Below are 15639 nucleotides of genomic sequence, written 5' to 3' on the forward strand. Positions count from 1 at the left end.
AGGCGTCCCATGCGTGTCGGCTTCATCGGACTGGGCGGCCAGGGAGCGCCCATGGCCCACCGGATCGTCGAGGCGGGCTTCGGGACCACCCTGTGGGCCAGACGGCCCGCCGCCCTCGACCCCTTCGCCGGCACCGCCGCCGAGAGCGCCGCCTCACCGGCCGAACTGGCCGCCGCCAGTGACCTGGTGTGCCTGTGCGTGGTCGCCGACGGGGATGTGGAGCAGGTCGCCTCCGGCGTACTGGAAGGACTGCGGCCCGGCGGGGTGATCGCCGTGCACTCCACCGTCCACCCCGACACATGCCGCCGCCTCGCGCAACGGGCCGCGGCACAGGACGTGTCCGTGCTGGACGCCCCTGTCAGCGGCGGCGGACGGGCCGCCGAGCAGGGCACCCTGCTCGTCATGGCGGGCGGGGACCCGGAGGTGTTCGCCTCCTGTCGCCCGGTGTTCGCCACCTACGGCGACCCGGTCGTCCACCTGGGCCCCGTCGGCGCGGGACAGGTCGCCAAGCTGCTCAACAACACGCTGTTCACCGCCCAGTTGGCCCTGGCGGCCGACACCCTCGCGCTCGGCGAGGCCCTGGGGCTGGATCCGGCGGCCCTCGGCCGTGTCCTGCCGAGCGGCAGCGCCGCCAGTTTCGCGCTGGAGCGGGTCGCCGCCGCGGGCGGCACCCTCGACCGCATCGGCGCCCACGCGGGCGGGCTGCTCGCCAAGGACGTACGCCTGTTGGGCGAGGTCGCGGACGCGGCGGGCCGGACCGGTACGGGCCCGGTCCGGGACGCCGCCCGCGCGGCCCTGGACGCCATGGGGAGGTGAGGAAGAACCTCGCACCCGGCCGGGTACGACCCCTAGCCCTGCCGGGCCGGCCGTACTGTGCGCGGGCACCCGCCCAGCGGCGGAAGGGGGCGCACCGTGGTGTCGGCACGACGTGAGGAGATCCCTCGAAGCGGCGCTGGAGGTGTTCGCCGCCCGCGGCTTCAAGGGCACCTCGATCGACACGGTCGCCGGGCACGCCGGGCTCGGTCATCAGGGTGCGCCCGCGGGCCCCGTCACCCGAACCGAGACCGGCGCGTCCACATGACCCGGGTCCATCGCGGGCCGGCGCGCGGTCGACGCGCCCACCGCTGCCCGCCTCCGACCGAGCGCCCCCGGGCCGCACACCCACCCCGGGACTCCCCGAGGTTCCGCCGGTACTCACCTGGTGGACGCCCCCTTGACGGGGGCTCGAGGCGGATCGACACTCGATTCGGGAATCCTAGTGAACGGGTAGGGAAACGATGGGGCGACTGGAGCCGACCACCGGCCGAGCGGGCCGCACGGCGTGGTCGTCACCCCTTCTCACCTCCCGCCGTCACATCGACCTGAAGCGCGTGTGCAGCGCCATCAGGTTCCAGGACTGAGCCGGGCCCGTTCCCGCGCCGAACCGCGCCGGCGGTGTCCCACGGACGCGGCCGCACCCGGCACGCGCGCACGAGTTCCGCACCTCCCTCATCGACGTCGCATCCGCCGCGCGCACGTCCTTCGTGCGTCCCGCCCCCGGGGAGAGTCATGTCCGTCACACCACTGGCCGCCCACCTGTCCACCCGACCCACCGCCGCCTTCCGGGGCCGGATCGGCCGGGACGCGCGCAGCGGCCACTACGCGGTGCCGCGCCGCTACCGCCTCCATCTGGCGGCGGCCGACCCCGACTGTCTGCGCATCGCCGTCACCCACAGCCTCCTCGGCCTGGACAAGGCCTGCCCGGTCACCTTCCTGCCCGCCGTCCCGGACTGCCCCGACGGAGGTCACTCCGCGCTGCGTCCGCTGTACGACGCCAGTGCGCACCGGTACACCGGACCCGCCCTCGCGCCGGTGCTCAGCGACGACTGGTCGGGGCGCATCGTCAGCAGCCACGGCCCCGACATCGCCCGCGACCTCGCCCGGCACTTCGGCGGCGGCCGGCCCACCCTGTACCCGTGCGGCGCGCAGTCGCAGATCGAGGCCGTCGAGCGGATGTGCGCCCTGGGCATCGAGGAGGCCGCCCAGCGCGCCGGAGCGGCCGACACCGAGGAGGCGGAGCGCACCGCCGCCCTCGACACGCTGGTCACCACGCTCGGGGTGCTGGAGCGGGGGCTCGGTGCCCACGAGCACCTGATCAGCGATCAGATCACGGCAGCCGACGTCGAGTTGTGGGTCGCCCTGGTCCAGCTCGACACCGTGCACCGCCACCACCTCGACGCGGCCGCCGTGCACCGCATCGCCGACCATCCCGCGCTGTGGGCCTACGCCCGCCGGCTGGCCGCTCACCCGGCCTTCGGCGCCCACCTCGACCTGGATGCCATCGCCCGCCGTCACCACGCCCGTTGCCAGGGCCTGGAGGCCGCCGGCGCCGCCGTCCAGATCCTGGACTGGGAGACCCACGCGGCGGACGGTTCGGCGGTCCGACCGCAGGTCAACCGGCCCTGACCCGGTCCATCCACCGGACCGCCGTTGACATTCGTTCGGGCAACTGTCTTACTTACGGCCCAGAACGGTCATGAGCGTCAGCGACAAGCCCTGGCTAGCTGACCGGCAACCCTCGCTCCGCGGTGGGGTGCCCCAGGTGACGACCGGACCGACGTTTCGGTAATGACGTATCGGTAAGCGCGAGGGCCCTCCAGGGGCCGGAACAGTGATGGTGACGGACATGTACGCAGCTCATCGGACGGCGCCCCGTCGCCCCCGGGGCTGCGTACGGCCGTACCTCGACATCCTCGTCGCCAACCGCGCCGTCGACCTCCTGCGCGTGAACAGCGCACTGTGTACCGCACCGGGCCGTGCCCGCTGTCGGGGCTGAACGAACCCCTCACACCGCAGCCCCGCCTCCGCGTTCCTGACGAACACCGCCCGAGCGGTGTGCCGTTGTCCGCCCCACCCCGGTCTCCTGTACGCATCCGTGCGCCATGCCCTGTTCGCGCCCGCGGAGCGGTCCCCGCCGCCCCGCCGAAGCGCGTCCGGCCACGCACGTCCGCCGTGACCCGGGGTGTCCGACTCCCGCCGGAGCCCCTCATGAGTGAACCCCCAGGCGCCGTGACCCTCGCCGAGGCCGCACCCGCCATCGACGTCCCGTCAGAGAAGCTCACCGCCCAGCGCGTCCAGCCGCTGCGCAAGCCCGGACGATGGATCGCCACCGCCGTGGCCCTGGTCCTGGTGGCGCAGTTCACGCACGGACTGATCTCCAACCCCTTCTACCAGTGGGACCGCTTCGGCTACTGGTTCCTGCGGCCGGTCATCCTCGACGGACTGCTGATCACCCTGGAAGTGGCCGCCTGGAGTGCGGTGCTGGGCCTCCTCGGCGGCATCCTGCTCGCCCTCGCCCGGCTCTCGAAGAGCCCGGTGCTGCGCGCGGTCAGCTGGACCTACGTGTGGGCGCTGCGCTCCATCCCGCTGATCGTGGTGCTGCTCTTCCTCTACAACTTCAGCGCCCTGTACCAGACCCTGAGCGTGGGGGTTCCGTTCGGCCCGGCGTTCTTCCGCTTCGACGAGTCCCGGCTGGCCACCGACATGGTGATCGCCGTCGTCGGTCTCAGCCTCAACGAGGCGGCCTACGCCGCCGAGGTGGTCCGCGGCGGCATCCTCTCCGTCGACCAGGGCCAGCACGAGGCGGCCGCCGCGCTCGGCCTGCCCAAGCGCTACCAGTTCTGGAAGATCGTCTTCCCGCAGGCCCTGCGGTCGATCACGCCGAACTACGTCAACCAGCTGATCGGCCTGGTCAAGTCCACCTCGCTGGTCTTCTACGTCTCGTTGCTCGACCTGTTCGGCACCGCGCAGACCATGGGCGCCACCTACCCCGGCGACATCGTGCCGCTGCTGCTGGTCGTCACCGTCTGGTACCTGATCCTGACCAGCGTCGTCTCCGTCGTCCAGTTCTACGTCGAGCGGTACTACGCCCGGGGCGCCACGCGTTCCCTGCCGCCGACGCCGCTCCAGAAACTGCGGACCGGTCTCACCGACCTGCGGGCCCGCATCCGCCGGGAGGCCGCCGTATGACCACCGAGACCGTGCAGAGCGCCGACACCGCCGGGATCGTGCCCGCCGCCGTCGAGGTGCACGACGTGCACAAGTGGTACGGCGCCCACCGGGTCCTGGACGGTGTGAGCCTGACCGTGCGGCCCGGCGAGGTCACCGTGATCCTCGGCCCGTCCGGCTCCGGCAAGTCCACCCTGCTGCGGGTCATCAACCACCTCGAGAAGCCCGAGATCGGCTATGTCAGCGTCAACGGCGAGCTGATCGGCGTCCGCCGGCACGGCGACCGGCTGCGCGAGCTGAGTGAACGGGCCATCCTGACCCAGCGCGGCCGGATCGGCTTCGTCTTCCAGAACTTCAACCTCTTCCCGCACCTGACCGTGCTGGACAACGTCGCCGCCGCGCCCACCGCCACCGGGCGACTCGCCAAGCCCGCCGCCCTGGAACTGGCCCGCGAACTCCTGGACCGGGTGGGCCTCGCCGACAAGGCCGGCGCCTATCCCCGGCAGCTGTCCGGCGGCCAGCAGCAGCGCGTCGCCATCGCCCGCGCCCTCGCGCTGCGCCCCGGCGTCATCCTCTTCGACGAGCCCACCTCCGCCCTCGACCCCGAGCTCGTGGGCGAGGTCCTCGCCGTCATCAAGGACCTGGCGACCAGCGGCACCACGCTCGTCATCGTCACCCACGAGGTCGGCTTCGCCCGCGAGGTCGCCGACCGGGTCGTCTTCATCGACGACGGGAAGATCGTCGAGCAGGGCCCGCCCGGCGAGGTCCTAGACGCACCGCAGCACGAGCGGACGCGGGACTTCCTCAGCAAGGTGCTCTGACACCGAAGCACCCCACGACTTCCCCCCACGCCACCATCCTCTCGCCCGGTCACACAGTCACAAAGGACGGCCATGTCTGCCCACTTCACCCGACGCAGCCTGATTCGCGGCATCACCGCGGCGACCGCGGTCGCCACCCTCGCCACCGGGCTCGCCGCCTGCGGTGGTGACAGCGAGGCCGCCACCACGACCGACAGCGCGGCCGGCAGCGTGACCATCGGCCGGGTGTCCAACGGCGCCGCCGAGGAGACCGCCCTGAAGGTCTCCGAGGTCAAGTCCATCAGCGCCGAACTGCCCGACGCGATCAAGAAGAGCGGCAAGCTGAACATCGGCATCGGCGCCCTGCCCTCCGGCTTCGCCCCGCTCGCCTACGTCGGCGACGACCAGAAGACCCTCACCGGTGCCGAGCCCGACCTCGGCCGCCTGGTGGCCGCGGTCCTCGGCCTGAAGTCGGAGACGAAGAACTTCACCTGGGAGAACCTCTTCGTCGGCATCGACAGCGGCAAGGTCGACGTCGGCTTCTCGAACATCACCGACACCGAGGAGCGCAAGAAGAAGTACGAGTTCGCCTCCTACCGCCAGGACAACCTCGGCTGGGAGGTCAAGAAGGCCAGCAAGTGGAACTTCGACGGCAACTACGAGAACCTCGCCGGTCTGACCGTCACCGTGGGCTCCGGCACCAACCAGGAGAAGATCCTCCTGGAGTGGAAGAAGAAGCTGGAGTCCGAGGGCAAGAAGCTCACCGTCAAGTACTACCCGGACCGCAACGGCATCTACCTGGCGCTCGCCAGCGGCAAGATCGACGCGTACTTCGGCCCCAACCCCGGCATCGCCTACAACGTCTCGCAGACCGCGGGCAAGGCCAACGCCACCCGCAACGCGGGCACCTTCTCCGGCGCCGGTGAGACGCTCCAGGGCCTGATCGCCGCCACCGCAAAGAAGGACAGCGGTCTCGCCAAGCCGGTCGCGGACGCCATCAACTACCTGATCGAGCACGGGCAGTACGCCAAGTGGCTGGCCGCCTACAACCTCTCCAACGAGGCCGTCGCCAAGTCCGAGATCAACCCGCCCGGACTGCCGCTGGACAACTCCTGATCGGCCGTCATCAAGGCGATGACACATGGAAGTTGAATTAGGCGCGACAGGAACGACAGGAAGGGACTCCGCCTCCGTGGCCACCCCGATCGACCTCCGCGGAGGCGGAGCTCCGACCGTCACCCACCCGCACCCCCTCGACAACGCCGTGTGGGCCGCGCTCGACGGCCCGCACGCCCTCCCCCATAGCCTCAAGGGCATGGGCGGTACCCCCACCGCCGACCGGGTCGGCCGCGCCGCGCGCTACCCGGCCGACGTCTACGACTTCGCCGCCCTCGCCGACCCCGGGGACCCCGCCGCCTGGGCCGACCTGCGCACCCTCGTCGGCCCCGGAACGGCCGTACGCATCAAGCCCGTTCAACGGGTTCCGGACGGCTGGGAGGTCGTCGGCGGGGGAGAGGGCGTCCAGCTCGTCGCCACCGAGGTGTTCCGCACCGAACCGGCGCCCGAGGCCGTACGCCTCGGCCCCGACGACGTGCCGGAGATCCTCGACCTCGTCGCCCGCACCCGCCCCGGCCCCTTCCGGCAGCGGACCATCGCCCTCGGCACCTACCTCGGCATCCGGCACCAGGGCCGTCTGATCGCCATGGCCGGCGAACGGCTGCGGCTGCCCGGCTGGACCGAGATCAGCGCCGTCTGCACCGACCCCGACCACCGTGGCAAGGGCCTTGCCACCCGGCTGATCCGCGCGGTGGGCGCCGGTGTCCGCGAGCGCGGCGACACCCCGTTCCTGCACGCCGCCGCCGGCAACGCCCCCGCGATCCGACTGTACGAGTCCCTCGGCTTCGCCGTGCGCCGCCGCTCGACCATCGCGTCGGTCCGCACCCGGGGAACATCCGGCGAGGTCGGGGCGTTCTGAGTCATGACGCGATGTGTGAGGCGCCGCCCGGCGCCCGGAAAGAGGGAGGCGCGGACGTGACCCACATACGCCACGCCGTGCACCTCCACTCCCGGCCCCACATCGACCTTCAGCGCGTGGCCGGCGCGCTCTGTTGCTCCTGACCCTCCCTCAGCCCTCGGCCGGGGGACCCCCGTCTCGCTGCGCTCGCAGCCCGCCGTGTGCCCGCGCCGTCGCCGCCCGCAGGCCGGCGCTCCCGTACGGACCTCCAGGAAGGCACCCTCGTGTCCTCGACCTCCTCCTCCCCGCTGCATCTCGCCGTCGCTCTGGACGGCACCGGCTGGCACCCCGCCTCCTGGCGCGAGCCCGTCGCCCGACCCCGTGAGCTGTTCACCGCCGGATACTGGGCCGACCTGGTCGCCGAGGCCGAGCGCGGACTGCTCGACTTCGTGACGATCGAGGACGGCCTCGGCCCGCAGTCCTCCCACTTCCTCGACCCGGACGACCGCACCGACCAGGTGCGCGGCCGACTCGACGCCGTCCTCGTCGCCTCCCGCGTCGCACCGCTCACCAGCCACATAGGCCTGGTGCCGACCGTGGTGGCCACGCACACCGAGCCGTTCCACCTCTCCAAGGCGATCGCCACCCTCGACTACGTGAGCACCGGCCGCGCCGGCCTGCGCGTGCAGATCACCGCCCGTCCCACCGAGGCCGCCCACTTCGGCCGGCGCACGATCCCCCGGATCGAGGCCTACGACGCCCCGGCCACCCAGGACCTGGTGACCGAGCTGTTCGACGAGGCAGCCGACTACGTCGAGGTCGTGCGCCGCCTCTGGGACAGCTGGGAGGACGACGCGGAGATCCGGGACGTGACGACGGGCCGGTTCGTCGACCGCGACAAACTCCACTACATCGACTTCGAGGGCCGTCACTTCAGCGTCAAGGGGCCCTCCATCACCCCGCGCCCGCCGCAGGGCCAGCCCCTGGTCACCGCCCTCGCGCACGACACGGTCCCCTACCGTCTGGTGGCCCGCGCCACCGACGTCGGGTACGTCACCCCGCACGACACCGGCCAGGCCCGTGCGATCGTCGCCGAGATCCGCGCCGAACAGGAACGGGCAGGGCGGGCCGCCGAGCCGCTGCACGTCTTCGCAGACCTGGTGGTCTTCCTCGACGACGACCCGGCCGAGGCCGCCGCCCGGCGCGACCGCCTCGACGCCCTCGCCGGCGAGGAGTACCGCAGCGACGCCCGCGTCTTCGCCGGCTCGCCCGCCCAACTCGCCGATCTGCTCCAGGACTTCCAGGCTTCCGGGCTGACCGGGTTCCGACTGCGCCCCGCCGTCGCCGGCCACGACCTCCCGGCCGTCACCCGGGGACTCGTCCCCGAACTCCAGCGCCGCGGCGCCTTCCGCCGCGCCTACGAGGCCGACACCCTGCGCGGGCTGCTGGGCCTGTCCCGCCCCGCCAACCGCTACGCCGCCGTCTGAGCGGGAGGGAGACCCCACCATGAGCAAGCCCCAGAAGCAGATCCATCTCGCCGCGCACTTCCCCGGCGTCAACAACACCACCGTGTGGAGCGACCCGCGGGCCGGCAGCCACATCGAGTTCAGCTCCTTCGCCCACTTCGCGCGGACCGCGGAACGCGCCAAGTTCGACTTCCTCTTCCTCGCCGAGGGGCTGCGCCTGCGCGAACAGGGCGGCAAGATCTACGACCTGGACGTGGTCGGCCGCCCCGACACCTTCACGATCCTCGCCGCGCTCGCCGCCGTCACCGAGCGCCTCGGCCTGACCGGGACCATCAACTCCACCTTCAACGAGCCCTACGAGGTGGCCCGCCAGTTCGCCAGCCTCGACCACCTCTCCGACGGCCGCTCCGCGTGGAACGTCGTCACCTCCTGGGACGCCTTCACCGGCGAGAACTTCCGCCGTGGCGGCTACCTCCCGCAGGACGAGCGGTACGCCCGCGCCAAGGAGTTCCTCGCCACCACGGGCGAGCTCTTCGACTCCTGGCAGGGCGACGAGATCGTCGCCGACCAGAGCACCGGCACCTTCCTCCAGGACGCCAAGGCCGGGGCCTTCGTCCACGAGGGCCGGCAGTTCGACATCCAGGGCCGGTTCAACGTGCCGCGCAGCCCCCAGGGCCGCCCGGTGATCTTCCAGGCCGGGGACTCCGACGAGGGCCGCGAGTTCGCCGCCTCGTCCGCCGACGCGATCTTCAGCCGGTACGCGGCGCTCGACGCCGGCCAGGCCTTCTACACCGACGTCAAGTCCCGCCTCGCCAAGTACGGCCGGCGCGCCGACCAACTGCTGATCCTGCCCGCCGCGAGCTTCGTCCTGGGCGACACCGACGCCGAGGCCGAGGAGATAGCCAAGGACGTACGCCGCCAGCAGGTCAGCGGCGCCACCGCCCTCAAGCACCTGGAGTTCGTCTGGAACAGGGACCTGTCCGGCTACGACCCGGAGGGCCCGCTGCCCGACATCGACCCGGATCTCGGCGAGAACCACATCGCGCGCGGCCGCGCCCAGGTCCGGATGTACCGCGACCCGCTGGCCACGGCCCGCGAATGGCGGGAGCTCGCGCAGGCCAACAACTGGTCGATCCGCGACCTGGTCATCGAGACCGGCAACCGGCAGAACTTCGTCGGCTCCCCGGCGACCGTCGCCAGGACGATCAACGAGTACGTGCAGGCCGACGCCGCCGACGGCTTCATCCTCGTCCCGCACATCACCCCGAGCGGCCTCGACGCGTTCGCCGACCAGGTCGTCCCGCTCCTCCAGGAACAGGGCGTCTTCCGCACCGAGTACGAGGGCACCACCCTCCGCGACCACCTCGGCCTCGCGCTCCCCCACTCTCGGCTCCGCTCGAGCGGGGGGACCCCCATCGACGAGGCGGCCGGCACCGCGCGGGCGGCCTCGTGAAGTTCCTCGCCATCACCCTGATCGTGCACCGTCCGGACCCGGTCACCGGCATCCGGAAGCCGACCCGGGACCGCTTCCGCGAGGTGCTCGACAACGCCCTGCTCGCCGAGGAACTCGGATTCGACGGCTTCGGGGTGGGGGAGCGGCACGAGCGGCCGTTCATCTCCTCCTCCCCGCCGGTGGTGCTGAGCCATGTCGCCGCCCTCACCCGTCGCATCCGGCTCTTCACCGCCGTGACGACCCTCAGCCTCCTCGACCCGGTCCGCGCCTACGAGGACTACGCGACTCTCGACCACCTCTCCGGCGGCCGCCTGGAGCTGATCATCGGCAAGGGCAACGGCGCCGCCCAGCGCGAGCTGTTCCAGGTCACGCCCGACGACCAGTGGGAGCGCAACGCCGAGAGCTACGAGGTGTTCCGGCAGATCTGGCGCCAGGACAAGGTCACCGCGGCCACCCGTTTCCGCCCCGAGCTGACGGACGCGGAGGTGTGGCCCCGGCCGTACCAGCAGCCCGTCCGCGTCTGGCACGGCAGCGCCACCAGCAAGGAGTCCGTCGACCTGGCCGCCCGCTACGGCGACCCGCTGTTCTCGGCGAACGTCACCCACCCCATCGAGCCCTATGCCGAGCTGATCCGGTACTACCGGGAGCGCTGGGAGCACTACGGCCACGACCCGGGCGCCCTCGCGGTCGGCGCCGGCTCGGCGGGACTGTACGTGGCGCGCACCTCCCAGGAGGCCGTCGAGACCTACCGGCCGGTCTTCGAGGGCACGCTCGCCTTCCAGAGACAGGCCGGGCTGCCCGTCGTCTTCGAGACGGTGGAGGACTTCGTCGAGCGCAGCTCCGCCCTGATCGGCAGCCCGCAGCAGGTCATCGACAAGGTGCACCGCTACCACGAGCGGTTCGGCCACACCGTGCTGCATGTGCACGCCGACGCGAGCGGCCTGACCGACCCCCGGCACCGCGACTCGCTGGAGCTGTTCCAGTCGGAGGTGGCGTCCGTGCTGCGCAAGGACATACCGGACCCGCCGTTCGACTGGGGGCCGGTGCTTCCCACACCGTCGACCACCGAGGAGCCGGCCCATGTCTGACATCCCCCTCGGCGTGCTCGACCTGGCCCCGATCTCCTCGGGCTCGACGGCCGCGGACGCCCTGCGCAACTCCATCGACCTGGCCCGGCACGCGGAACGGCTCGGATACGCCCGCTACTGGTTCGCCGAACACCACCTCAACCCCGGTGTCGCGGGCACCTCCCCGGCCGTCGTCCTGGCCCTGACCGCGGCCGCCACCTCCACCATCCGGCTCGGCTCCGGCGCCGTACAGCTCGGACACCGCACCGCCCTGTCCACGGTGGAGGAGTTCGGCCTGATCGACGCGCTGCACCCCGGCCGCTTCGACCTGGGCCTGGGCCGCTCGGGAGGCCGTCCGCCGGGGGGCCAGGCGAGCCCGCCGGCCACGGCCACCCCGGTCGTCGACGGCCGTGCCCCGAACGGTCTGCTGATCCCGCCCCGCTTCTCCTTCGAACGTCTCCTCGGCTCGCCCCGGATCGCCCTCCAGCGCAGGCTGCTGCTCCTGCCGGACGCCACCTCGCAGGACTACGCCGAGCAGATCGACGACATCCTCGCCCTGCTGGCCGGTACCTACCGCTCCCCGGAGGGCGTCGAGGCGCATGTCGTACCCGGCGAGGGCGCCGACGTCGACGTGTGGATCCTGGGCAGCAGCGGCGGCCAGAGCGCCGAGGTCGCGGGTGCCCGGGGCCTGCGCTTCGCCGCGAACTACCACGTCAGCCCGGCCACCGTCCTGGAGGCGGTGGACGGCTACCGGGCCCGCTTCAAGCCCTCCGCATCCCTCGACGCGCCCTATGTCAGCGTCTCCGCCGATGTCGTCGTCGCCGAGGACGACGCCCGCGCCCGCGAACTCGCCACCGGCTACGGCCTGTGGGTGCGCAGCATCCGCACGGCCGAGGGCGCGATACCGTTCCCGACCCCGGAGGAAGCGCGCGCCCACGCCTGGACCGACGAGGACCGGGCGCTCGTCCAGGACCGGGTCGACACCCAGTTCGTCGGCTCCCCGGCCCGGGTCGCCGACCTCCTGGAGCAGCTCCAGGAGGCCACCGGCGCCGACGAGCTGCTCGTCACCACCATCACCCACGACCACACGGACCGTGTCCGCTCCTACGAACTCCTCGCCGAGGAGTGGCGCCGCAGGGGTCACTCCGCCCCGTCGAGCTGATCCACCGGCTACCGCAGGGTGCTCGCCGTGGCTCGCCCGCGCTCGGCGCCGACGGCATGGGCCACGACGTCCAGCAGGCGTCCGCCGTCGTCGCCGGCGAACCACTCGGCGTGCCCCACGCAGTACTCGTACGCCAGCCGGGTGTTCTCCGCGGACCGCGTGACGCCGTGGAAGTAGCCCAGCTCGGACAGCGCGAACTCGGCGTGCACCAGGGGCAGCAGTGCGGGGAGCGCGGCCGATTCGGCGGGGGTGAGCGGTCGTACGGACTGGTAGCCGTCGACGAGCGCGGTCACGTCCTCCTCCCTCACCGGACAGCCGGGCCGGAGCCACTGCACGGCGTTGCGTTCGATCGCCGTGGCCAGGTCGTGCACGGCCGTCGTGCGGTCGCTCATGCCGAAGTCCAGGACGGTGCGGACCTGTCCGTCGCCGCCCCACAGGAGATTGGAGGCGTGCCAGTCGTTGTGGGTCCACAGGGGTTCCAGGCCGGACAGCCGGGGTGCGAGCCGTTCGTGCAGCGGCAGCAGCACCCGCCGGACGTCCTCGCGCCACGGGAACCGCCGGATCCCCGAGGCCAGTTGGGGCCGCTCGGCCAGGAACCGTTCCAGTGCGTCCCAGGGATCCTGCGCGGCGAACACCGTGAACGAGGCGACGAGCGGCTGCACCCGACGCCGTGGCGCGTCGAACCCCCGTGCCGCCAGATGCAGTCGGGCCAGCGCCGCGCCCGCCGCCGTGGCGTGCGCGGAGGAGTGGAAGGGCGACCAGGACAGCGCGTCCCGGTACAGGTCCTCCCCGGCGCCGGTCGAATGCACCTCGTACGTCCACGTGCCGCGTGCCTCCGTGTGCAGCACCTCCACCACCGGCGCGCCGTGCTCCCGCAGGTGCCGCAGGAAGGCGTGCTCCTCGGCCAGCCCTTCCGGGGAGCGCACGCCGACGTGGTGCCGCTTCACGAACAGCCGCCGGCCGTCCCTCTCGACGACGGCCGCCGCGGACAGCGGGCGCGGGCTGCGCCACACCACCCGGGCGCCCGCCCCGACGACGTCCGTCACCTCGTCGTCGGTCAGCGGCGCCCAGTCGGGCTCGACCGGGTCGGTGCCGAGACCGTGGGCCAGATGTGAACTCACGGAGTCTTCACCGCCGTTGTGCCGCGCAGCGCTTCCAGGACCCGGCGCTCGGTGGCCGCGAACTCGGGCGCCGTGAAGTCCTCCGCCCCGCGCGGGCGGGCCAGCGGCACCTCCACGCGTGCGACGACGCCGGCCGGGCGCGGCGACAGGACGTGCACGGTGTCCGCGAGCAGCACCGCCTCGCGGATGTCGTGGGTGACCAGCAGCACCGTCCACCGGTGGCGTTGCCACATCTGCGCCAGCCACAGCTGCATCTCGGTGCGGGTCAGCGAGTCCAGCGCCCCGAACGGCTCGTCCAGCAGCAGCACCGGACGCTCCAGGACGACCGTGCGCAGCAGCGCCGCCCGCTGCCGCATGCCGCCGCTGAGCTGCGAGGGATACGCCTTCTGGAAGCCGTCGAGCCCGAAGTCGGCGAACAGCGCGTCGGCCCGCGCCCGGGCCTCCTTCTTGCGCACGCCCTGCGCCTCCAGGCCGAGCGCGGTGTTGTCCAGCACGGTCCGCCACGGGAACAGCAGGTCCTTCTGCGGCATGTAGGCGACCTTGCCGGATTCCACCCCGGCCGGTTCGCCCTCCACCAGGACCCGGCCGGTCGTCGGCCGGTCGAGCCCCGAGACGAGGTTGAACAGCGTGCTCTTGCCGCTGCCGCTCGGCCCGATCACGGCCGCGAACTCGCCCGGCCCCACCGACAGTCGGAGACCGCGCAGGACCTCCAGCGCGCCGAAGGACTTACCCACCTCCTCGATACGCAGACTGCTCATGACCTCTCCTCCCGCTGCGCCCGCTCCCACGGCAGTACCAGCCGCTGAAGCAGGCAGGTCGCCCCGAACAGCGCGATGCTCAGCGCCGCGGTCACTCCCACCGCCGCGAACACCAGGTCCGTCCGGAACGCGCTCTTCTGGGCCTGCATATAGATCCCGAGCCCGGCCTCCGCGCCCGCGTACTCCGCGAACACCGCGCCGACGACGGCGTAGGTGATGCTCACCCGCAGCCCGGCGAAGAAGTACGGCATCGCGCTCGGCACCCGCACCAGCCGGAACGTCCGCAGCCGGCCCGCGCCCAGCGAGCGCAGCAGCCGCATCGCCTCACGATCGGTCGCGGCGAACCCGGCGGCCAGGTTGGCGGCCAGCGGGAAGAACGTCGTCAGCGTCACCACCAGCATCTTCGGCAGCAGCCCGAAACCGAACCAGATGATGAGCAGGGGAGCCACGGCGACGATCGGGACGGTCTGCGAGGCGACCAGGAGCGGGTACAGCCCCCGGCGGGCCGCCGACGAGAAGTCCAGGAGCACGGCGACCAGCCAGGCCGCAGCGAAGGACAGCGCGAAGCCGAGCAGGGTCTCCTGGAGCGTGGGGACGGTCTGTGCCCACAGGTCCGTGCGGTTGGCCCAGCCCTGCTCCAGCACCCGCGCCGGCGACGGCAGCATCGTCGGATCGACGCCCGCGCCGGTGACGTACAGCTGCCAGCCGCCGACCACGACGGCCAGCACCAGCAATGGCGGCCACAACGACCGCAGCACCGACCTCACTTGGCGCTCCCGGCGTCCTTGGAGTCCGGCAGATAGGCGTTGGTGAAGAACGACGCGGCGTCCGGGGCCTCGGTCAGCCTGCTGCCGTTCGCGTCGCTCAGCAGCCCCGCCCGGTACTCGAAGTCGGCGAAGGCCTGCCAGCGCTCCTCGCTCTGGGTGCCGATCGTGCCGTCGGCGGCCCGGTAGTACTCCTTGGCGAGCAACTCCTCGCTCTTGCGCACGAGTTCGGTGTTGGTGAGCACGCTCTTGTTGGCGTCGATGAGGAGATCCGCGGCCTGGTCGGGGTGGTCGGCCGCGTACCGGTACCCCTTGTCCACGGCGGCCAGGAACTTCCTCGCGACCTCCGGGTTCTTCTTCAGGAACCGGTCGGAGGACGCGAGGAGCGTCGAGTAGATGGCCGGGAAGCCGTAGTCGGACAGCTGGAAGTTCTTCAGCGGCTTGCCGCTCAGCTCCGCCTCCAGCCCCTCCCAGGTGGGCATCGGCATCGCGAAGTCCGCCTTGCCCGCGTAGAGCGCCGCGTACGCCGAGGTGCTGAGGGTGACCTGCTTGAAGTCACCCTTGCCGCCCGCGTTGCGGATCACCTTCTGAAGGAGCGGCTTCTCGTAGGGCGCCCCGAAACCGGCGTACGTCTCGCCGTCCAGGTCCTTGGGGGACGCGATGTCCGTACGGCCGGCGCGCACCGCGATGGTGACGTTCGTCTTCTGGGTGACCGCGTAGACGGAGGTGATGTCCTGTCCGGCGGCGCGCGCCGTGGTGACGCCCTCCTGGTAGGAGATGCCGAAGTCGGCCTTGTGGCCGGCGATCAGCGTCTCGGGCGCGGTCGAACCGTAGGGCACGATCTTCAGATCGATGCCGGCGGCCTTGAACCAGCCCCTCTGCTGGGCGACGTAGATGCCGGTGTGGTTGGTGTTCGGGGTCCAGTCCAGGGCGAGGGTGACGGTCGTGGTGCCGTCCTTCGCGGTGGCGTCGGCCGAGGGGTCCGCCGAGCAGCCGGTCGCGGCGAGGACGGCCGACGCGGCTATGACGGACAGGACGGTACGGCGGTGCATGAGGGTTCCTTCGGGGGCGAGGGGGGTCGGGGCGGCGTCGGCGCGGTCACGCCCG

The 15639-nt window shown here is 72.1% G+C and carries 16 protein-coding genes and 1 riboswitch; of the genes, 12 read left to right on the plus strand and 4 right to left on the minus strand.

Going from position 1 to position 15639, the window contains the following annotated elements; genetic code table 11:
* Positions 1 to 9: 9 nt before the first annotated feature.
* From G9272_RS38645 to G9272_RS38695, 12 genes are all read left to right on the plus strand, one after another.
* Positions 10 to 816, plus strand: a complete 807-nt coding sequence (locus G9272_RS38645) for an NAD(P)-dependent oxidoreductase (RefSeq protein WP_171400868.1) — start codon at positions 10 to 12, stop codon at positions 814 to 816.
* 112 nt (positions 817 to 928) lie between these two features.
* Positions 929 to 1081, plus strand: coding sequence for a TetR family transcriptional regulator (locus G9272_RS38650; protein ID WP_171400869.1), 153 nt, complete (start codon positions 929 to 931; stop codon positions 1079 to 1081).
* A gap of 467 nt (positions 1082 to 1548) precedes the next feature.
* A complete protein-coding gene (locus G9272_RS38655; protein ID WP_171400870.1) occupies positions 1549 to 2445 on the plus strand; it encodes a glutathione S-transferase C-terminal domain-containing protein in 897 nt (298 codons plus the stop codon).
* 66 nt (positions 2446 to 2511) lie between these two features.
* A riboswitch (SAM riboswitch) is annotated at positions 2512 to 2631 on the plus strand.
* A gap of 396 nt (positions 2632 to 3027) precedes the next feature.
* Positions 3028 to 4008, plus strand: a complete 981-nt coding sequence (locus G9272_RS38660) for an amino acid ABC transporter permease (protein WP_171400871.1) — start codon at positions 3028 to 3030, stop codon at positions 4006 to 4008.
* Positions 4005 to 4808 (plus strand): amino acid ABC transporter ATP-binding protein, encoded by an 804-nt coding sequence (locus tag G9272_RS38665; RefSeq protein WP_171400872.1) that lies wholly within the window; start codon positions 4005 to 4007, stop codon positions 4806 to 4808. The genes G9272_RS38660 and G9272_RS38665 overlap by 4 nt, the downstream gene beginning before the upstream one ends.
* Positions 4809 to 4880: 72 nt before the next feature.
* The gene (locus G9272_RS38670; protein ID WP_171400873.1) at positions 4881 to 5903 is read left to right on the plus strand and encodes a transporter substrate-binding domain-containing protein; all 1023 of its coding nucleotides are present in this window, start codon (positions 4881 to 4883) and stop codon (positions 5901 to 5903) included.
* A gap of 76 nt (positions 5904 to 5979) precedes the next feature.
* Entirely contained in the window at positions 5980 to 6762 is a 783-nt protein-coding gene (locus tag G9272_RS38675) for a GNAT family N-acetyltransferase (protein WP_253268071.1), read from the plus strand.
* 11 nt (positions 6763 to 6773) lie between these two features.
* Positions 6774 to 6905: a putative leader peptide gene (locus G9272_RS46270; protein ID WP_367398571.1), complete on the plus strand. Its 132-nt coding sequence runs from the start codon at positions 6774 to 6776 to the stop codon at positions 6903 to 6905.
* Positions 6906 to 7025: 120 nt separating this feature from the next.
* A complete protein-coding gene (locus G9272_RS38680) occupies positions 7026 to 8228 on the plus strand; it encodes an LLM class flavin-dependent oxidoreductase (protein ID WP_171400875.1) in 1203 nt (400 codons plus the stop codon).
* 19 nt (positions 8229 to 8247) lie between these two features.
* On the plus strand, positions 8248 to 9660 hold the full coding sequence (locus G9272_RS38685; protein WP_253268072.1) for an NtaA/DmoA family FMN-dependent monooxygenase: 1413 nt from the start codon (positions 8248 to 8250) through the stop codon (positions 9658 to 9660).
* Complete coding sequence (locus G9272_RS38690) at positions 9657 to 10748, plus strand: LLM class flavin-dependent oxidoreductase (protein WP_171400876.1); 1092 nt, start codon at positions 9657 to 9659, stop codon at positions 10746 to 10748. Before G9272_RS38685 ends, G9272_RS38690 begins: the two co-directional genes overlap by 4 nt.
* The gene (locus G9272_RS38695) at positions 10741 to 11889 is read left to right on the plus strand and encodes an LLM class flavin-dependent oxidoreductase (RefSeq protein WP_171400877.1); all 1149 of its coding nucleotides are present in this window, start codon (positions 10741 to 10743) and stop codon (positions 11887 to 11889) included. The genes G9272_RS38690 and G9272_RS38695 overlap by 8 nt, the downstream gene beginning before the upstream one ends.
* Before the next feature lie 8 nt (positions 11890 to 11897).
* On the opposite strand, the gene G9272_RS38700 is transcribed toward G9272_RS38695, so the two are convergent.
* From G9272_RS38700 to G9272_RS38715, 4 genes are read right to left on the minus strand one after another with little or no spacing between them, the layout of a single operon-like run.
* Complete coding sequence (locus G9272_RS38700; protein WP_171400878.1) at positions 11898 to 13010, minus strand: phosphotransferase enzyme family protein; 1113 nt, start codon at positions 13008 to 13010, stop codon at positions 11898 to 11900.
* Positions 13007 to 13768, minus strand: a complete 762-nt coding sequence (locus G9272_RS38705) for an ABC transporter ATP-binding protein (protein WP_171400879.1) — start codon at positions 13766 to 13768, stop codon at positions 13007 to 13009. Before G9272_RS38705 ends, G9272_RS38700 begins: the two co-directional genes overlap by 4 nt.
* Complete coding sequence (locus G9272_RS38710) at positions 13765 to 14535, minus strand: ABC transporter permease (RefSeq protein WP_171400880.1); 771 nt, start codon at positions 14533 to 14535, stop codon at positions 13765 to 13767. The genes G9272_RS38705 and G9272_RS38710 overlap by 4 nt, the downstream gene beginning before the upstream one ends.
* Positions 14532 to 15584 (minus strand): ABC transporter substrate-binding protein, encoded by a 1053-nt coding sequence (locus G9272_RS38715; protein WP_171400881.1) that lies wholly within the window; start codon positions 15582 to 15584, stop codon positions 14532 to 14534. The genes G9272_RS38710 and G9272_RS38715 overlap by 4 nt, the downstream gene beginning before the upstream one ends.
* Between the last annotated feature and the right edge of the window lie 55 nt (positions 15585 to 15639).

The organism is Streptomyces asoensis, from assembly GCF_013085465.1.
GTDB classification, from domain to species: Bacteria; Actinomycetota; Actinomycetes; order Streptomycetales; family Streptomycetaceae; genus Streptomyces; species Streptomyces cacaoi_A.

Bases quoted from the DNA above. Each gene is read 5' to 3' on its own strand.
- G9272_RS38645 (WP_171400868.1), top strand. From the start codon at position 10: ATGCGTGTCGGCTTCATCGGACTGGGCGGCCAGGGAGCGCCCATGGCC.
- G9272_RS38655 (WP_171400870.1), top strand. From the start codon at position 1,549: ATGTCCGTCACACCACTGGCCGCCCACCTGTCCACCCGACCCACCGCC.
- G9272_RS38660 (WP_171400871.1), top strand. From the start codon at position 3,028: ATGAGTGAACCCCCAGGCGCCGTGACCCTCGCCGAGGCCGCACCCGCC.
- G9272_RS38665 (WP_171400872.1), top strand. From the start codon at position 4,005: ATGACCACCGAGACCGTGCAGAGCGCCGACACCGCCGGGATCGTGCCC.
- G9272_RS38670 (WP_171400873.1), top strand. From the start codon at position 4,881: ATGTCTGCCCACTTCACCCGACGCAGCCTGATTCGCGGCATCACCGCG.
- G9272_RS46270 (WP_367398571.1), top strand. From the start codon at position 6,774: ATGTGTGAGGCGCCGCCCGGCGCCCGGAAAGAGGGAGGCGCGGACGTG.
- G9272_RS38685 (WP_253268072.1), top strand. From the start codon at position 8,248: ATGAGCAAGCCCCAGAAGCAGATCCATCTCGCCGCGCACTTCCCCGGC.
- G9272_RS38695 (WP_171400877.1), top strand. From the start codon at position 10,741: ATGTCTGACATCCCCCTCGGCGTGCTCGACCTGGCCCCGATCTCCTCG.
- G9272_RS38705 (WP_171400879.1), bottom strand. From the start codon at position 13,768: ATGAGCAGTCTGCGTATCGAGGAGGTGGGTAAGTCCTTCGGCGCGCTG.
- G9272_RS38715 (WP_171400881.1), bottom strand. From the start codon at position 15,584: ATGCACCGCCGTACCGTCCTGTCCGTCATAGCCGCGTCGGCCGTCCTC.